This window comes from Rhizobium sp. GR12 (genome assembly GCF_036596185.1).
Taxonomy (GTDB): domain Bacteria; phylum Pseudomonadota; class Alphaproteobacteria; order Rhizobiales; family Rhizobiaceae; genus Agrobacterium; species Agrobacterium nepotum.
This window is the reverse complement of the sequence record NZ_JASXTH010000005.1, coordinates 1-16,441: the sequence shown is the minus strand read 5'-3', so window position 1 is coordinate 16,441 and position 16,441 is coordinate 1. Positions and strand designations below refer to the sequence as shown.

Here is a 16,441-nt window from a genome sequence, read left to right as displayed (position 1 = left end):
CCTTAGGGAACAGGGGCTGCACACCAACCGGACCATTGCCGGGCGGGAAGTTTGGCTGTAACCAGCTAGGCGAACTTTGTCGCATGCCCGTATGGATCATGTCGTATCACGACAATATACAGACGCGGCAGGCGAAAACCGGAGCAAGGAAACTTATGAATCTGTTCGACACCATTCGCAACACCATCGTACCGATCCACAAGGAAGGTTACGTCTTCGTAGCCGCCTTCTTCGTCGCATCGCTGGTGCTCGGCTGGATATCCGAACCGCTTTTCTGGGTCGGTCTCGTTCTGACCGCCTGGTGCGCCTATTTCTTCCGCGATCCCGAGCGCGTGACACCGCAGGATGACGATCTGATCATCAGCCCCGCCGACGGCAAGGTTTCCGCCGTCCAGACCGTCGTTCCGCCGCTGGAGCTGGAACTCGGCAAGGAGCCGATGGTGCGCATCTCGGTGTTCATGAACGTGTTCAACTGCCATGTGAACCGTGCACCGGTGCGCGGCCGCATCGTCAATGTCGCCTACCGCCCCGGCCTCTTCCTCAATGCGGAAGTGGACAAGGCCTCCGAAGACAACGAGCGTAACGGCCTCGTGATCGAGACCGCGCATGGCAAGGTCGGCGTGGTGCAGATCGCCGGCATGGTCGCCCGCCGTATCGTCTGCTGGGTCAAGCCGAATGAACCGGTTGATGCCGGCGAGCGTTTCGGTCTTATCCGGTTCGGCTCGCGCCTCGATATCTTCCTGCCGGAAGGTTTTCAGCCGCGCGTTTCGGTGGGCCAGACGGCGATTGCCGGTGAAACCGTGCTTGCCGAGTTCGGCTCCGCCAAGGGTCCGGTCGTCAGCCGCCGCGGTTGACGGAAAACGGAAACAGGAAGGGCATGAGCCATGGAAACGCCGATTTCGGAGCCGCAACAGAACGGAAAGACTGAGGGCCGCAACGATAGCGGCCGTGGGCCACGCCTGAGGGAAATCCCCTTTCGCCTCGTGATTCCCAATCTCATCACCGTTCTGGCCATCTGCGCGGGCCTGAGCGGCGTGCGCCTTGCCATCGAGGGCCGATTCGAACTGGCCGTCGGCATGGTGCTGCTCGCCGCCTTCCTCGACGGTATCGACGGGCGCATCGCCCGCATGATGAAGGCGACTTCCAAATTCGGCGAACAGATGGATAGTCTGGCCGATATCGTCAATTTCGGTGTCGCCCCTGCCCTCGTCGTCTATATCTATCTGCTCGATCAGGTCCGTTCGATCGGCTGGATCGCCGCCCTCATCTATGTCATCGCCGCCGGCCTGCGCCTGGCGCGCTTCAACGTCATGATCGAGCGGCCGGTGAAAGCGCCGTGGCAGAACGAATTCTTCGTCGGTGTTCCGGCCCCCATGGGCGCCATGCTGGTGCTTCTGCCCGTCTATCTCGGCTTCCTCGGTGTGGAACCGGGCAAACCCTTCGCTTACGTCGCCGCCGCCTATACCGTGCTGATCGGTTATCTCCTCATCAGCCGTCTGCCGGTCTGGTCGGGAAAATCCGGCACCAGCCGAATCCGCCGCGATCTGGTGTTGCCGATGATCCTCGTCGTCGTGCTTTACGTGGCGATGCTGATGAGCTTCACCTGGGAGGTGCTGGTCCTGACCGTTGCCGCCTATCTCCTCTTCATTCCCATCAGCGCCCGCCTGTGGCACCGCCGTTATGGCACGCTGACAATCGATGAAGATGCGCATGGCGACGCGGATGGCGGCGATGGCCTCGATCGCGGTATTTAAAACCTGAGGCTTTATTTTTCTCTTCCGGGCCGAAGTGGGATGTGGCGCGAAATGTCGCAGTCTCAAAAAAACGGTTTCGTTTTTTTCGCCTCGAATCCGTCAAGATTTCCCTCGAAAGAAGTCGCTCACACGCTTCGCACAGGCGATTGGCGTGAATTGTGGAGAGAGAAAAATGACGAACGAGACGAAGGCGCAGCCGCAGGCCAAGCCTGACCTCAACAGCCACTACCGCCCGCTCGGACTGAAGGCCGTTGCAGCCGCGGCCCTGATGCTGAAGCGCAAGCCTGCCGCCAAAACCGCCTGAATGCATTCACTCCTTCCGGCTCGACCGGAAAGAGGAAATCTCTGCAACACGTTGTTTTCACACAATAGTGTCCCGGAGCCGCGACGGCTTCCTTCAGGAACAGCCTAAAAGTATTTCCGGTTTTTACTGTCGCCGGCGAAGTAGCTGCGGGTCTTGCCGCTCACGCACATCTTGCCGAAAGGATTTTGGCAATCGCGCGGCGCCGTCACTGGCGCCGCAGCTTTTATAGGCGTTGGCTTCAAAAGTCATACAAATGATACGACATTTTCATAAATCCCGCCGTTTTCCGTAACCAAGTTGCAACGAAACAGGTGTAGAATGCTCCACTTCTGCAGTTTAGCTGTACGGATAGTTTCGAATATACTACTGAACATCAAAGAGTTTTCTACTTTCACGATTCTTCCCGCAACAATGCGCAAGCCCGATTTTCGGATCCGTAGGCATACGGCGACGGAAAGTCTGACGTTTCGGGAAACCGTCGAAATGGGCCATTGGGGGCTTGGGACCGCATGCAGGACAAAATCCTTCTGATTGAAGATTCCGTTGCTCTTTCCATATTGCTGACGACGCGGCTCTCGGAGGAAACGCAAGCCGAGGTCATCCATTGTGACAGCATGGCGCAAGCCGATATCCTGTTGCAGGCCCATGATTTCACACTGGCGCTCACGGGGCTCAATCTGCCCGATGCGCCGAAGGGTGAAATTCTCGCGCTTCTTTCGGAACGCAAGGTGCCGGCGATCGTTTTCACCGCCACGGTGGATGACGAGGCGCGCAAGCGCTATGCCGAGAAGAAGATCATCGACTACATCGTCAAGGACGGTCATCGCACCGTCGATGCGGTGGTCAAGACGGTCGACCGGATTTTGACCAACAGGCTGTTCTCCGTTCTCGTGGTCGATGATGCGCGCACGGCGCGTTCCGGCCTCGTGGAAATTCTGGAGCGGCAGAACTTCAGGGTCAGCGAAGCGCATTCGGGCAATCGGGCGCTGGAAATCCTGTCGCAGGATCCGTCGATCCAGCTTGTCATCACCGATTATCATATGCCCGACATGGACGGCTATGAGCTGACGCGCCGCATCTGCGACAGCCGCTCGTCGGAGGATCTGCGGGTCATCGGCATATCGTCCTCCACCGACCGGCTGCTTTCGGCAAGCTTCCTCAAGGCCGGGGCGTCGGATTTCGTCTATCGCCCTTTCGTGCCGGAAGAATTGCAATGCCGCATCGACAACAATATCGAGACGCTGAAACAGCTCAAGCGACTGCGGGAACTGGCCGAACGCGACCATCTGACCGGATTGCCCAACCGCCGCTCTTTCTTCGAGCGCACGCGGGCGCTGATGGAGGTCATCAACGACGATGCCGAGAGCGGCGCGGTCGCTATCCTCGATATCGACCATTTCAAGAAGATCAACGACACGCTCGGGCACGACGCCGGTGACAGGGCCCTGAAAAAGCTTGCCGAACTGTTGCAGGACATGTGTGCCGAGCAACGCCATATTCCCGCACGCCTCGGCGGCGAAGAATTCGCCGTGTTCCTGCGCGGACTGGATGCGCATGCGGCCTATCAATTCTGCGAAAACCTGCGTGAGAAGGTGGAAAAGAACGGCCGTCAGCTGAGCGGCAGCAGCCTGGCGCTGACGATTTCGCTTGGCGTTGTGGAAATCGAAAAGGGCGAGCCCTTCGACAACCAGCTGAATGCCGCAGACCAGCTGCTCTATCTCGCCAAGGCGAATGGCCGCAATCGCGTCTATTCCGACGTCATGATCCAGGAAGGCCTGCTGAAAATGGGCCGAAACGGGTAAGGCTGTCGCAGGACGGTCACCTGTGGATCGAGCGGGTGCCGCATATTTCTTCTCCCCGGCGGGGGAGAAGAAACAAGCTGCAACGCCGATCTGCAATGGTCAGCCTCGGATGCCTGGCAAGCACATCAGAATAGCGACATCTGGCCATCATCTTTAGGCGACCTGATTTTCGCAAGCGGTGCGCTTTCCGGCACCGGCTCGATGAGATCAGCACCGACATTGGCGACCTTGTTGACCTTATCGGACACAGGGATCATCTCGAAAAAATCATCCTGAACCGGCCGCATCAGATCGGCCACTTCGCGCGGCTCCTGCGTCTTGCAATCCAGCCAGCGACTGAAATCCTCGGGCGCGATCACCACCGGCATGCGGTCGTGAATGCGGCCGATCGCGGCATTGGCGGCGGTGGTGAGGATCGCGCCGGTATCGACCTCGGATCCGTCAGCGGAGGACCAGGTTTCCATAAGACCGGCAAAAGCGACGATGCCACCGTTTTTCGGGCGAATGAAATAGGGCTGGGGCTTGCCGCCCTCCTCCTTGGGTGGACGCCGCCATTCGTAAAAGCCGGTTGCCGGCACCAGCACGCGGCGATGGCGCATGGCCGCCCGAAACGACGCCTTGCCGATGGCCGTTTCCGAGCGGGCATTGATGAGCAGCGGAAAATCCTTGGGGTCCTTGACCCAGCCGGGCATAAAACCCCAGCGCACCAGCATGGCCCGCCGGTTAGGCAGGTTACTGCCACGCTCCTGCCGCTCACCTTCCAGCACGATCAGAATGGGCTGTGTGGGCGCGATATTGAACCGGGCGGGAAAATCCTCAAGGCCGATCAGGTCGAGATAATCGGCAATCTCTTCCGGCGTCGCTTTCAGGACGAAACGTCCGCACATTGTCTGCTCCTCAGGCCCGGGGGCCGAATAGAATAATGGCCGTGCCGGCAAGGCAGACGCCGCCGCCAGCGATATCCCATTTATCCGGCATCTGCCCTTCAACGCCCCAGAGCCAGAGAAGCGATGCGGCAATGTAAATCCCGCCATAGGCGGCATAGGCCCTGCCCGCCGACTCGGTCGGAACCAGCGTCAAAGCCCAGGCAAAAACCGCCAGAGCCAGCATGCCCGGCAACAATATCCAGCCCGTTTTGCCGAGTTTCAACCATGCCCAGAAGGCAAAACAACCGGCGATTTCCGCGACAGCGGCCAATGCATAAATAAGATAGACCTTCATTCCACCGTCTTCTGCGTGCACAATCGATCCGATTCCCGAATACAGCATTGGTATTCTGGGACCAATATAGACAGGCCCAAGACGGCTTAAACAAGCGAAACCATTGATGACCCTTCGTATCAAGCCCCGCCCCGCCTCCTCCGCCATCGTCAGGAATGGAGACCGGCTGCTTCTCGTGCGCCGCATCAACCCGCCGTCGAAAGACATGTTCACCTTTCCGGGCGGGCGCGGTGAGGAAGGCGAAACGCCAGCGGAGACCGCGCTTCGCGAATTACAGGAAGAAACCGGTATTATCGCCCGCGAACCGCAATTGTTCGCGACCTACGATTTGCCGTCGCATGACTCGGAAGGTGTGCTGACGAGCCACTATTTCCTCTCCGTCTTCACCGTGGAGACGGATACGGACCCGGCGGTGACGGCGGCTGACGACGCGGCGGATGCGGGCTGGTTCACGCTTTCCGAAATCAAGCGGTTGCCGGCGCCTGAAAGCGTCATCGAATGCGCCGAGCGTCTGCTTGCATGATTGCCAGCCGGCCAGAATCGCTATTATCTACGGTCCATCCGCCCGCCGGGTGTTCACGAGTATGTGTGGGGCTGAATAGAATTTTGATACGACCAACCATTTTCCTGTCTCTTTTCCTGATCATGCTGGTTCCTGCCGGGCAAGACGGCATTGCCTATGCGCAGCCTTCCAAGGCTGCTTCCAAAGAGGCCCGCCCGCCGGAAGCACAACCGCCCAAGCCAGCACCCTATGACGACAGGCTGGCAAGGCTTTCGGAGATATTGGGCGCGGTGCAATATCTGAGAACGCTGTGCCCCTCTTCAGGGCCAGAGGACTGGCGCAAATCGATGAGCGATCTTCTGGCTGCCGATACGGCCAACGAAGCTGAGAGGCGTCAGCGCATGACGGCTGCATTCAACCGTGGATATCGTTCCTTTGCGGCCATCCACACCAGTTGCACACGCGCCGCCGTCATGGCAGAAGAGAGCTACCGTAACGAAGGGGCAACACTTGCTCAGGAAATAGCTTCCAGGTTCGGAAATTAGCGGATTGTTAACCTCTTTTCGCCGCAGCCCGTGCCGTTTTGATAAAAGGCTGCTAGTGTTGTTAACAGGGTGGTAAGGACTTGCCCGCCCTGTCGAGGATGAAAAATGCAGACGAGCCGTAACGAAATCGACGACATGATCGTGCATGAAAAGATGCAGGTCGCTCTGGAACACCAGAACGAGGCATGGGCTGACGGCATGGCCGACGGCATCGAGCCTGAGATCATCGCCGATGCCGCCATCGCTCTGGCCATGCGCGAAACCATCCGTATGCACGGTGAAGCCGGCGCTGAAGCAATGCTGGAATCGCTGCGCCAGCGCATGCTGGAAGGCGAATTTTCTCCGCAGCGGGTGATACAGTAAAGTCGGGGTCTATCATGTCTTGCCTGAGCAAGGGGCTTTTGCGCTCTTCCGCCATGCTGTCCATTCTGCTTGCCCTGACCGCGGGGCTGCCGAGCCGTGCCTTTGCGCTTTCCGAGCTGAAACCGGCGCAAAATACCGAAAGCGAACCGCAAGCCCAAAATGGCGAGCAGCCGCAACGGCCCCAGCCGCCGGAGCCTGACGAGATCGAAGGTGATTCGGACGGCATTCCCCTGCCCGACCCTCTGGTCGACCGTTCCGCCGGTCAATCGACCCAGCAGCCCGCCAAGCCGGACAATACGCCTGAAATGTCGGTCGTTATCGAGCATGACTTTTCCAAGGCGCCGGAAGCCGTGCGCAAGCTTCGCCAGCAGATCATTGACGCTGCCGCATCTGGCGATATCGAGAAACTGCGGCCGTTCATCGCCGCCAGCGACAAGCAGTTCCGTATCGACGGCACTGACAGCGACGACCCGATTGCGGCGCTGAAAAGCTATTCCGGCGATCCCGACGGTCTTGAAGTGCTGGCGATCATCATCGACCTGCTATCGACTGGCTATGCCCACATCGACGCCGGCACGCCCGATGAAGCCTATGTCTTCCCCTATTTCGCCGGAAAGCCGCTCAATACGCTGACTGCGCCTGAAAAGGTGGAGCTGCTGCGCATCATCACGGCGGGCGATCTGGCCGACATGCAGGAATTCGGCAATTACAGCTTTTACCGCATCGGCATTTCGCCTGACGGCAAGTGGAAGTTCTTCACCGCCGGCGATTGATCGCATCGTGGTGCTTGCCGTTCTTTTGCAAAAATCCTAACTGTGCGGAATGAGCATTTGGCAAAAGCGCGGTCGCGCTGTTGCCATGATGTGCGAAACAATCGAGGGAGCATTTCTACGATTCGGTTTCAAAGTGAACGATACGAGGATTTAGATTGGTGCGGCAGGTTTGAAACTTGCTGTGGTTCGTAACGCTCCCTACTCCCGTCATCCCGGTCTTGAGCCGGGATCCAGCCAGCCCAAGTCCTTGGGCTGAAAAGGGTTTCCCCGCCGCGCCGACGCGCGTCGACTGGATTCCGGCTCAGGGCCGGAATGACGGAAGAAGAAAGCCCCAACGACGGCAAGCTTTAAGCCTGCCTCATCAATCCCGGCCCGTGCGTCGTATGCTGTGAACGGTTTCGGCCAAATGCCCTCAATGAACCGAACGGTGACGCCATGCCTTCCGCTTTTCTTGCCGACCGCCGCCTGATCAGAGTTTCCGGTACGGGTGCCGAAGAATTTCTGAACAATCTGATCACGGCCGATGTTGAAAACCTGCCGGAAGGCGAAGCGCGCGCCGCAGCCCTTTTGACACCGCAGGGCAAGATCCTGTTCGATTTTCTGATCGCGCGCGAAGGGCCGGGTTACGTGATTGAAACTGGCGCTGCCGAACAGGATGCGCTGCTGCGTCGCCTGACCATGTACAGACTGCGCGCACCCGTCGATCTCAAGCTAGAGCCTGTCGAAGGCGTCAGCGTTTTCTGGAATGAGGGCGCGCCAGAGGCTGGCGTGAAGGATGGCCGTTTCACCAAGGCCGGCATCGATCTGTTCCGTGTGCCTGATGCTTCGACCTCAGGCGACGTGGCGGCCTACGACGCCTTGCGCATCGAACAAGGCATTGCCGACTCCGGCCGGGATTATGCGTTGCAGGACGCCTTCCCCCATGATGTGCTGATGGATGTGAATGACGGCATCTCCTTCAAAAAAGGCTGCTTTGTCGGCCAGGAGGTCGTCTCGCGCATGAAGCATCGCGGCACCGCAAGACGGCGCATCGTCACCGTTTCGGCCGAGAGCACGCTTCCCGCTACGGGAACAGACATCACCGCCAATGGCAAACCGGTCGGCACGCTGGGAACCGTTTGCGGCAACAAAGCGCTTGCCATCGTGCGGATCGACCGCATTGCCGATGCGCTCGCCTCCGCTACACCACTGCTTGCGGAGGATGTCACCGTGACCGTGGCACTGCCGGTCTGGACCGGCATTTCCTTCCCAACAGTCGATCCGGCACAGGCGGAGGAATAAGCTTGGCGCCCGCAAAAAGTCCGCGCGCCTGGCAGCGCATGCTTTCCGGACGGCGACTCGATCTGCTCGACCCCTCGCCGCTCGACGTTGAAATCGCCGATATCGCCCATGGTCTTGCCCGCGTCGCCCGCTGGAACGGCCAGACGCGCGGCGATCACGCCTTTTCCGTCGCCCAGCATAGCCTCATCGTCGAAACCATCTTTTGCCGTATGTGCACGAATGCGACGCCCGACGACATGCAGATGGCGCTTTTGCACGACGCGCCCGAATATGTCATCGGCGACATGATCTCGCCGTTCAAATCCGTGGTCGGTGGCGGTTATAAAACCGTGGAGAAACGGCTGGAAGCCGCCGTGCATCTGCGCTTCGGCCTGCCGCCGCATGCCTCGCGGGAATTGAAGGACCGCATCAAGAAGGCGGATACGGTTGCCGCCTTTTTCGAGGCGACGGAGCTTGCCGGCTTTTCCATCACTGAAGCGCAAAAATTCTTCGGCCTGCCGCGTGGCATCACCCGCGACATGTTCGACATTATCCCGCTTCCCTCGACGGAGGCGCAGAGGTTGTTCATCGAACGTTTCGAAGCGATCGAGGCGATGCGTGCCGTAAAAATCGGGGACGTGAAATGACTGCCATCGTCGTATCGCCACTGTCGCGGATCGCGGAAATGGCCGTGAAGCACAAGGCCCGCGAAATGGTGACGCTGATCGCCAGGGAGCAGACCTTTCACCGCCCGGCTGTGATTGCCGCTGATCGTCATCTGACACTTGCCATGAACGACATCACCTTTAAGGGCACAGGCGATCTCATCGCTCCTGATGATGCGCATGTGCTGCGGCTGATCGATTTCGCGCGCGAATGGGATCAATCCGCACCGCTTCTCGTCCATTGCTGGATGGGCGTGTCGCGCTCGCCGGCCGCAGCCGTCATCGCGGCGCTTTGCCTCTATCCGGATCAGGACGACATGGCGCTTGCGCTCAGCCTGCGCGCCGCCTCGCCCTATGCCACGCCGAATACGCGCATCATCGCCATCGGCGACCGGCTGCTTGGCCGCGATGGCAGGCTGGTGGCAGCAATCAAGGCAATCGGCCGGGGTGCGGATACGGATGGCAATGTGCCCTTCGTGCTGCCGCTCGGCAACTGACGCTTCCGCCTGGCGGAACCCCGGCGGCGTCCGTTCGTTACCCAACCTGAACAGCAATAAGAATCACGGGACAATTCATGGAACAACAGGCAACGGATATCATCGTCGCATCACAGGCTGCGGTGAGACAGGCGAGCGCGCTTGCGGTGCAATATTCCTTCTCGATCGTCGGCGCGCTTCTGCTCCTGATCATCGGCTGGCTGGCCGCGACTTTCCTGCAACGCTGGGCTTTTCAGGGCCTGTCGCGCATTCGCGGCTTCGATGCGACGCTCGCCGGTTTCTTCGCGGGCGCCGTCCGTTATGTGGTGCTTATTCTGGTGCTGGTCATGGTGCTCGGCCAGTTCGGGGTGCAAACGGCCTCCATTCTTGCCGCACTTGGCGCCGCCGGTCTCGCCATCGGTCTGGCACTTCAGGGCACGCTGCAGAACATTGCCGCCGGCATCATGCTTCTGGTGCTGCGTCCCTTCCGGGTCGGTGAATATATCGAGACCAGCACGGTCACCGGGACGGTTATCGAAATAGGCCTGTTTGCGACCGAGCTTAAAACCAGCGACGGACTTTACCGTCTCGCGCCCAACTCCACCCTGTGGAACGTGCCGATCACCAATTACAGCCGCTTCCCCTCACGCCGCCATGAATTGAGCCTGACCGTTGCCAACGACGAAGATCTGACGGCGGCGCAGGACATGCTGATGCGCGTGGTGCGCTCGGAAAGCCGGGTGCTGCTGGACCCCGCCCCCATCACCTTCGTCGATTCGGTCAGCGCCGACAGCGCCACCGTGAAATTGCGCTACTGGGCCCGCAGCGACAATTATTTCGCGACCACGCGTGACGTGACGAAGGCGATGAAGCTCGCTTTCGATGAGCGCAAGGCGGAATTAAACGCGCAGACCGCTTGAGCTGAGCGCGTCCCAACCGCTCCCTTCTCCATTCATTCTGTTTCATACGAAAGCCGGCCCAGTGCCGGCTTTCGCCATTTTTCGCGCAAGGGTGGCGACAGGCGCTCTTGCGTCTGGCGAAAGACGTGTTTATACGACCTATTCGTAATGTTATTACATTACGAATCTTTCGATTTTGGAACATACAAAGGGGCAGAACAATGCAAAAAACCATCACCCGCGTCACCGGCGCGCTTGCCATCGGTTCCATGCTGCTGATGACAGCCTCGGCACTGGCAGCCGGAAACGACAAGGCCGCCTCCGCGCATAGCCATGACCACAGCCACGGTCAGACCGAGGCCGAGAAGCAGATCTACAAGGGTTATTTCGAGGACGCCCAGGTGAAGCCGCGCACGCTTTCCGACTGGGAAGGCGACTGGCAATCGGTCTATCCCTATCTGCTGAACGGCTCGCTCGACCCCGTCATGGCGGAAAAGGCGGCCCATGGCGACAAGAGCGCCGAAGAATACCGCGCCTATTACGCCATCGGCTACAAGACGGACGTCAACCGCATCGTCATCAAGGGCAACAGCTTCTCCTTCTATCGCGAAGCCAAGCCAATCGAGGCAACCTATGCCGACGATGGCTATGAAATCCTCACCTATAAAAAGGGCAACAGGGGCGTCAGGTACATTTTCAAGAAAACCGGTGGCGACGAGGCAGCACCGCAATTCGTCCAGTTCAGCGATCACACCATCGAGCCTGCCAAGGCCGGCCACTACCACCTCTACTGGGGCAACGACCGCAAGGCGCTGCTCGATGAAGTGACCAATTGGCCGACCTATTATCCGTTTATGATGGACGGCCCCGAGATCGTGAAGGAAATGTCGGCGCATTGAGACCGAAACCTCGCGTTTCTCTCATCATGTGTGAATGACGTGAGCGGGCGCGGTTTTAGCCTTCTCCCCGCCGGGGAGAAGGTCGCGGCAGCGGGTTGAGGGGGCAACTCTCGGCTTATCGCTGGCGTTGCCCCCTCACCTACCCCTTCGGGCCATCTTCTCCCCGGACGGGGAGAAGAAACAAGCGGCCACCGCTCACTGCCCCATGGTCGAGCGATGCGCCCAGCCGGTCATGCGCCTTTCGAGCCAGGCCATGATCGCGTACATGACGATGCCTTCCACAGCGAGCATCAGCAGGCCGGCAAAGACCAGCGGCACGTTGAACTGGCTCTGCGCCGAACTCATCATGTTACCGAGGCCGTAATTGGAGGCGACGGTTTCCGATACGACCGAGCCGACGAAGGCAAGCGTGATGGCGATTTTCAGCGAGCCGAAAAAATAGGGCATGGAACGCGGAATGCCGACCTTCAGCATGATGTCCATCTTTTTCGCGCCGAGTGCGCGCAGCACGTCCTCCGTTTCCGGTTCGATGGTGGCAAGACCGGTCGCGACATTGACGACGATGGGGAAGAAGGAGATCAGGAAGGCGGTCAAGACGGCGGGCACGGTGCCGATGCCGAACCAGATGACGAGAATTGGAACCAGCGCCACTTTCGGGATGGCATTGAAGCCGATCATCAGCGGATAAAGCCCGGCATAGATGGTTTTCGACCAGCCGATAAAGAGACCGATGGCGAGACCGGCGGCCACCGCAATGGCGAAACCCAGCGTCGTCGTATAAAGCGTCTGCAGCGAATTCTTCCAGATCGGCGACCAATATTGCACGATGGCCTGCCCGACCCTGACCGGCGACGGCAGAATGGTCGGCGGCATTTTCAGCGCGTAAACCAGCAATTCCCACAGGACAAAGAGCGCCAGCGTATAGAGCCAGGGCGCGGCTTTCACCCAGTTGACCCGGTCGATCAGCGGCTTTGACGGCGCGACCGCCACGTTGCTTTCAACAATCGCGCTCATGCCGCCACCCTCGCCTGCGCTATTTCGCCATGCAGTTCCTGCACCATGTCGTTGAAACCCTTGTCATACATGATATCGAGCTGGCGCGGCCGCGCGAAAGGCACACGGTGTTCCGCCAGCACACGGCCCGGCCTTGCGCTCATCACGAAAATCTTGTCGGCCAGAAATGTCGCTTCGCGCAGATCATGCGTTACGAGAATGATGGTGACCCGCTGCGCCGTATGCAGATCGCGCATGACGCACCACAACTCCTCGCGGGTGAAGGCATCGAGCGCGCCGAAAGGCTCATCCAGCATCAGAAGATCCGGTTCGTGGATCAATGCGCGACAAAGATTGGCGCGCTGCTGCATGCCGCCGGAAAGCTGCCAGGGATATTTCGATCCGAAGCCTTTCAGGCCGACGATCTCAAGCAGCCGCTCTGCTTTCGCGACATATTCAGCCTTGTGAGCGCGCAGACGTCGGCGATGTTTCTCGACGATCTCCAGCGGTAGCAGGATATTTTCCAGCGTCGTGCGCCAGGGCAGCATTGTCGGGTTCTGAAACGCCATGCCGACAATGGAGACCGGCTCCGTGACCTGCCGCCCGGCGACGATGACATTGCCCCTCTGCGGAATATGCAGCCCCGTCACCAGCTTCATCAACGTCGATTTGCCGCAACCGGACGGACCGACGACCGCCGCGAACTCGCCCTTCTCGACCTTCAGGTTGAGACCGGAGACGGCCAGCGTTCCATCCGCCCCACCGTAACGCATGTCGACATTGTCTATTTCCACGAGATGTGCCATCGCAGTCCCCAATTTTTTGGCGCGCGCATGCGGCACCATCATCCTCGCCTCAATTTCGAAGCAATCGCAAACGCCCGGCGTCGCGGCAGGTATCTTCTCCCCGCCGGGGAGAAGAAGCGAGTGGCGCTCGCTCGCTTCATCGTTTCCTCCCATCAGGGAAGCATGCGTTCTTCCTTGGGCGGCAGGTAGGTTGCGTCGAAGACCTGATCCGCCTTGACGTTGCCCTTCAGACCCATGGAAACTTTCAGCGTTTCGAGGGAGGCAGCAAGCCGAGCCGGATCGACGCCGCCCATGCCGTTTTCCACCACGTAGGGTGTCTTGATGTTCATGCTGTTGGCCATGTTGAGGCGTTCAAGCTCGATGGCGCTGTCGAGCGTCTCGTTGCGCTTGAGCACGGCCGCCACACCCTCTTCCGGGGTCTTGACGGAATCGGCGAAGCCCTTGGCCAGCGCCTTGATGAACCCCTTGACGGCTTCAGGGTTTTTCTCAGCGAAATCAGTGTTTACCAGCACCGCGTTGCCATAGAGATTCAAGCCATGCTCGGCCATCAGGATGGTCGAGATATCGTCGTCGGCAATGCCCTGCTTCTTAAGATTGAGGATCACCGAAAAGGCAAAACCGAAGACGCCGTCGACATCACCCTTGGCGAGCATCGGTTCACGCACCGGAAAACCGATCGATTCGATCTTGATCTTGCTGTCATCCAACCCTGCGACCTGCTTGAAGGCCGGCCATTGCGCAAAAGCGCCATCCGGCGGCGGCGCACCGAGTTTCTTGCCCTCCAGCGATTTCGGATCGCCGGTGACACCCAGCGACTTACGGCCGACGATGGCAAATGTCGGGCGTTCATAGACCATGTAAACGGCCTTGACCTTCTGGCTCGGGTCTTCATCGAGGAATTTCATCACCGAGTTGATATCGCCGAAACCCATCTGGTAAGCGCCCGTCGCCACGCGCGGAATGGCTTCCACCGAACCATTGCCGCTGTCGATCGTCACGTCGAGGCCTTCGGCCTTGAAGTATCCCTTGTCGAGCGCAAGCAAGAAACCGGCGGCGGGACCTTCGAATTTCCAGTCGAGCGTGAATTTCACCGGCGTTTCGGCATGCGCGCCAGTCGCGGGTAGCGAAATACCGGCGGCGGCGCCAACAACGGCGATGGCTAAAGCTCTGCACAACAACCTACGCGTTAATATCATCTATTCCCCCTGATGGTTCTGTTTGGTTTGGTTGCATAAGACCCAATTCCAACCATCAAGGCAAGATAAAATTGCATACAAAATAGCCGTAATTGTGTATGCTTATTTTATAGTCACAAACGATCGATACAAAGGCAGAAAGCCCGATTTCTACGCATCCCGCATGCAACGAAGCCACGGGGATACCGTTCACGCAGAGAACACAGCGTTCTCATTTGTCGGGGTTGCGGATCAGGGGCAGCGTGAGACAAATAGAGCTACGAACAGCAGGCGAAACGGGCGGGGCGGCAAGATGAATTCTGCACTGGGCATACACCACATCACGATGATCACCCGGAAGGTGCAGGCGAATGTCGATTTTTACGCTGGCTTCCTCGGCCTGCGGTTGGCCAAGCGCACCGCGGGCTTTGAGGACGCCATGCAGCTTCACCTGCTCTATGGCGATGACATCGCCTCGCCCGGCTCCCTTCTGACATTTCTCGTCTGGGAAGATGGCGGTCGGGGCCGCGTCGGTTATGGCCAGACGCTGGAAGTCTCGCTGGCGATCGATCCCGCCAGCATCGGCTTCTGGCTGACGCGGGCGCTGAAATTCGGCATCCGCACTGAGGGACCGTCCGATGAATTCGGCGCCCCGGTCATCCGGCTGAAAGATCCGGATGGCTTGATCGTCAAGCTGGTCGGCACTCACGCTTTTCCCGACGCCACGCCGCACGAAACGGACGACATTCCCGCAGAAGACGCCATTCGTCGTATCTACGGCGCAACGATGCTGAGCGAGGTGCCGGAAGAAACCGTGGCTTTCCTCACCAGACATTTCGATTATCGGCAGGAAACCCAGACGGGCGCGATCCGCCGGCTCGTTTCGCAAAGCGGCGATATCATCGATGTGCGTGACGCCACCGGCTTCTGGTCCAGCGCGCCCGGCACCGGCACCGTCGATCACATCGCTTTCCGCGCAAAGGACATGGATGAGCTGAATGCGGTTCTGACCGGGCTGAAATCGCTGAATTCCAGCCCCACAAACGCCCATGACCGCAAATATTTCCACTCGCTTTATGTCCGCGAACCGGGCGGAGTGCTGATCGAAATGGCGACCGATGGCCCCGGCATGACAATTGACGAGCCGTTGGAAGCGCTCGGCGAAAAACTGTTCATTCCCCCACTCTTCATGAAGGACGAGGCGGATGTGCGCGTGGCCCTGCCGCAATTTTCGATGCCTGGCGAGGAGCGTATCGTCTATCGTGACCTGCCCTTCGTGCACCGCTTCTATACGCCCGAAAAGCCGGATGGCAGCACCATCATTCTGCTGCACGGTTCCGGCGGCAGCGAAACGAGCCTGATGCCGCTGGCACACCGGGCGGCTCCGGGCGCCACGCTCCTCGGCGTTCGCGGCCGTAGTACGGAAGACGACGTCGCCCGCTGGTTCCGGCGTTTCCCCGATTTCAGCTTCGACCAGAAGGATATCGTCTCAGAGGCGGAAGCCTTTTCCGCCTTTGTCGACAGCGCTATCAGGTCCTATGGTCTCGACCGTTCGAAACTGCGCTTCATCGGCCATTCCAACGGCGCGAATTTCTACGCGGCCTTTACGGCGCTTCATCCGGAATTCGCCGGCGATGCACTGCTCTACCGCCCGATGCCGGTTCTCGATACATGGCCAGACACCGATCTTACCGGCCGCAATTTCCTGCTTGTCGCCGGACAACGCGACAAATACCTCGACAGGGCGGACGACCTGCGGAGCAGGCTTGCAGAAGGCGGCGCGGAGGCGCAGATGGAGACAGTCGAGGACGGGCACGATCTCGGGCTTGCCGATATCGAAGCGGCACGGCGCTGGCTTGCAGCGGCATCCTGATCCAGGGCAATTGCATATGGACCGAGCGAGTGCGGCTTCTTTCTTCTCCCCGAGGGGGCGTGTTGCAAAACACCTTGTTTCGGCCGTCTGACAGGGGGGAAGGCCGTGTTTTGGCCCCACCGTCCTGTGGA

The 16,441-nt window shown here is 59.3% G+C and carries 19 protein-coding genes; 14 read left to right on the top strand and 5 right to left on the bottom strand.

The window, feature by feature from the left end:
* Positions 1–98 precede the first annotated feature (98 nt).
* From QSK43_RS09830 to QSK43_RS09815, 4 genes are all read left to right on the top strand, one after another.
* Positions 99–854, top strand: a complete 756-nt coding sequence (locus QSK43_RS09830; RefSeq protein WP_267884602.1) for a phosphatidylserine decarboxylase — start codon at positions 99–101, stop codon at positions 852–854.
* A gap of 30 nt (positions 855–884) precedes the next feature.
* Positions 885–1,754, top strand: a complete 870-nt coding sequence (gene pssA / locus QSK43_RS09825; RefSeq protein WP_332303335.1) for a CDP-diacylglycerol--serine O-phosphatidyltransferase — start codon at positions 885–887, stop codon at positions 1,752–1,754.
* Between the two features lie 172 nt (positions 1,755–1,926).
* A complete protein-coding gene (locus QSK43_RS09820; RefSeq protein WP_003496883.1) occupies positions 1,927–2,058 on the top strand; it encodes a hypothetical protein in 132 nt (43 codons plus the stop codon).
* A gap of 509 nt (positions 2,059–2,567) precedes the next feature.
* Positions 2,568–3,860: a GGDEF domain-containing response regulator gene (locus QSK43_RS09815; protein ID WP_332303334.1), complete on the top strand. Its 1,293-nt coding sequence runs from the start codon at positions 2,568–2,570 to the stop codon at positions 3,858–3,860.
* 125 nt (positions 3,861–3,985) lie between these two features.
* On the opposite strand, the gene QSK43_RS09810 is transcribed toward QSK43_RS09815, so the two are convergent.
* Positions 3,986–4,747, bottom strand: a complete 762-nt coding sequence (locus QSK43_RS09810) for an SOS response-associated peptidase (protein ID WP_332303333.1) — start codon at positions 4,745–4,747, stop codon at positions 3,986–3,988.
* A gap of 10 nt (positions 4,748–4,757) precedes the next feature.
* Entirely contained in the window at positions 4,758–5,081 is a 324-nt protein-coding gene (locus tag QSK43_RS09805; protein WP_332303332.1) for a YnfA family protein, read from the bottom strand.
* 106 nt (positions 5,082–5,187) lie between these two features.
* On the opposite strand from QSK43_RS09805, the gene QSK43_RS09800 reads away from it, so the two are divergent.
* The 9 genes from QSK43_RS09800 (at position 5,188) to QSK43_RS09760 (ending at position 11,463) form a co-directional block, all read left to right on the top strand.
* A complete protein-coding gene (locus tag QSK43_RS09800) occupies positions 5,188–5,604 on the top strand; it encodes an NUDIX hydrolase (protein ID WP_332303331.1) in 417 nt (138 codons plus the stop codon).
* Between the two features lie 83 nt (positions 5,605–5,687).
* Positions 5,688–6,128 carry a TIGR02301 family protein gene (locus QSK43_RS09795; protein ID WP_332303330.1) on the top strand — a complete coding sequence of 147 codons (441 nt, stop codon included), beginning with the start codon at positions 5,688–5,690 and terminating at the stop codon, positions 6,126–6,128.
* Positions 6,129–6,233: 105 nt separating this feature from the next.
* On the top strand, positions 6,234–6,491 hold the full coding sequence (locus tag QSK43_RS09790) for a hypothetical protein (RefSeq protein WP_003496894.1): 258 nt from the start codon (positions 6,234–6,236) through the stop codon (positions 6,489–6,491).
* A gap of 14 nt (positions 6,492–6,505) precedes the next feature.
* Positions 6,506–7,264 carry a hypothetical protein gene (locus QSK43_RS09785; RefSeq protein WP_332303329.1) on the top strand — a complete coding sequence of 253 codons (759 nt, stop codon included), beginning with the start codon at positions 6,506–6,508 and terminating at the stop codon, positions 7,262–7,264.
* Between the two features lie 435 nt (positions 7,265–7,699).
* Positions 7,700–8,545 carry a CAF17-like 4Fe-4S cluster assembly/insertion protein YgfZ gene (gene ygfZ, locus QSK43_RS09780; RefSeq protein WP_332303328.1) on the top strand — a complete coding sequence of 282 codons (846 nt, stop codon included), beginning with the start codon at positions 7,700–7,702 and terminating at the stop codon, positions 8,543–8,545.
* A 2-nt stretch (positions 8,546–8,547) separates the two neighbouring features.
* Positions 8,548–9,171 (top strand): HD family hydrolase, encoded by a 624-nt coding sequence (locus QSK43_RS09775; RefSeq protein WP_332303327.1) that lies wholly within the window; start codon positions 8,548–8,550, stop codon positions 9,169–9,171.
* The gene (locus QSK43_RS09770) at positions 9,168–9,686 is read left to right on the top strand and encodes a tyrosine phosphatase family protein (protein WP_045016999.1); all 519 of its coding nucleotides are present in this window, start codon (positions 9,168–9,170) and stop codon (positions 9,684–9,686) included. The genes QSK43_RS09775 and QSK43_RS09770 overlap by 4 nt, the downstream gene beginning before the upstream one ends.
* Positions 9,687–9,763: 77 nt before the next feature.
* Positions 9,764–10,585: a mechanosensitive ion channel family protein gene (locus QSK43_RS09765; RefSeq protein WP_045017001.1), complete on the top strand. Its 822-nt coding sequence runs from the start codon at positions 9,764–9,766 to the stop codon at positions 10,583–10,585.
* A gap of 200 nt (positions 10,586–10,785) precedes the next feature.
* Positions 10,786–11,463, top strand: coding sequence for a ZinT family metal-binding protein (locus tag QSK43_RS09760; protein WP_332303326.1), 678 nt, complete (start codon positions 10,786–10,788; stop codon positions 11,461–11,463).
* Positions 11,464–11,658: 195 nt separating this feature from the next.
* Here the strand turns inward: QSK43_RS09760 and QSK43_RS09755 are convergent, their stop codons facing one another.
* The 3 genes from QSK43_RS09755 to QSK43_RS09745 form a co-directional block, all read right to left on the bottom strand.
* The gene (locus QSK43_RS09755; protein ID WP_045017005.1) at positions 11,659–12,477 is read right to left on the bottom strand and encodes an ABC transporter permease; all 819 of its coding nucleotides are present in this window, start codon (positions 12,475–12,477) and stop codon (positions 11,659–11,661) included.
* Entirely contained in the window at positions 12,474–13,262 is a 789-nt protein-coding gene (locus QSK43_RS09750) for an ABC transporter ATP-binding protein (protein WP_332303325.1), read from the bottom strand. The genes QSK43_RS09755 and QSK43_RS09750 overlap by 4 nt, the downstream gene beginning before the upstream one ends.
* Before the next feature lie 152 nt (positions 13,263–13,414).
* A complete protein-coding gene (locus QSK43_RS09745; protein WP_332303324.1) occupies positions 13,415–14,458 on the bottom strand; it encodes an ABC transporter substrate-binding protein in 1,044 nt (347 codons plus the stop codon).
* 292 nt (positions 14,459–14,750) lie between these two features.
* Here QSK43_RS09745 and QSK43_RS09740 point away from each other — a divergent pair, with 292 nt between their 5' ends.
* A complete protein-coding gene (locus QSK43_RS09740; protein ID WP_332303323.1) occupies positions 14,751–16,310 on the top strand; it encodes a VOC family protein in 1,560 nt (519 codons plus the stop codon).
* Positions 16,311–16,441 lie beyond the last annotated feature (131 nt).

What these genes read in the sequence shown, in the direction of transcription:
- ygfZ (WP_332303328.1), top strand. Translation starts at nt 7,700, where the DNA reads ATGCCTTCCGCTTTTCTTGCCGACCGCCGCCTGATCAGAGTTTCCGGT.
- QSK43_RS09745 (WP_332303324.1), bottom strand. Translation starts at nt 14,458, where the DNA reads ATGATATTAACGCGTAGGTTGTTGTGCAGAGCTTTAGCCATCGCCGTT.
- QSK43_RS09740 (WP_332303323.1), top strand. Translation starts at nt 14,751, where the DNA reads ATGAATTCTGCACTGGGCATACACCACATCACGATGATCACCCGGAAG.
- QSK43_RS09810 (WP_332303333.1), bottom strand. Translation starts at nt 4,747, where the DNA reads ATGTGCGGACGTTTCGTCCTGAAAGCGACGCCGGAAGAGATTGCCGAT.
- QSK43_RS09820 (WP_003496883.1), top strand. Translation starts at nt 1,927, where the DNA reads ATGACGAACGAGACGAAGGCGCAGCCGCAGGCCAAGCCTGACCTCAAC.
- pssA (WP_332303335.1), top strand. Translation starts at nt 885, where the DNA reads ATGGAAACGCCGATTTCGGAGCCGCAACAGAACGGAAAGACTGAGGGC.
- QSK43_RS09800 (WP_332303331.1), top strand. Translation starts at nt 5,188, where the DNA reads ATGACCCTTCGTATCAAGCCCCGCCCCGCCTCCTCCGCCATCGTCAGG.
- QSK43_RS09760 (WP_332303326.1), top strand. Translation starts at nt 10,786, where the DNA reads ATGCAAAAAACCATCACCCGCGTCACCGGCGCGCTTGCCATCGGTTCC.
- QSK43_RS09770 (WP_045016999.1), top strand. Translation starts at nt 9,168, where the DNA reads ATGACTGCCATCGTCGTATCGCCACTGTCGCGGATCGCGGAAATGGCC.
- QSK43_RS09755 (WP_045017005.1), bottom strand. Translation starts at nt 12,477, where the DNA reads ATGAGCGCGATTGTTGAAAGCAACGTGGCGGTCGCGCCGTCAAAGCCG.
- QSK43_RS09815 (WP_332303334.1), top strand. Translation starts at nt 2,568, where the DNA reads ATGCAGGACAAAATCCTTCTGATTGAAGATTCCGTTGCTCTTTCCATA.
- QSK43_RS09790 (WP_003496894.1), top strand. Translation starts at nt 6,234, where the DNA reads ATGCAGACGAGCCGTAACGAAATCGACGACATGATCGTGCATGAAAAG.
- QSK43_RS09805 (WP_332303332.1), bottom strand. Translation starts at nt 5,081, where the DNA reads ATGAAGGTCTATCTTATTTATGCATTGGCCGCTGTCGCGGAAATCGCC.
- QSK43_RS09830 (WP_267884602.1), top strand. Translation starts at nt 99, where the DNA reads ATGTCGTATCACGACAATATACAGACGCGGCAGGCGAAAACCGGAGCA.
- QSK43_RS09750 (WP_332303325.1), bottom strand. Translation starts at nt 13,262, where the DNA reads ATGGCACATCTCGTGGAAATAGACAATGTCGACATGCGTTACGGTGGG.
- QSK43_RS09765 (WP_045017001.1), top strand. Translation starts at nt 9,764, where the DNA reads ATGGAACAACAGGCAACGGATATCATCGTCGCATCACAGGCTGCGGTG.
- QSK43_RS09785 (WP_332303329.1), top strand. Translation starts at nt 6,506, where the DNA reads ATGTCTTGCCTGAGCAAGGGGCTTTTGCGCTCTTCCGCCATGCTGTCC.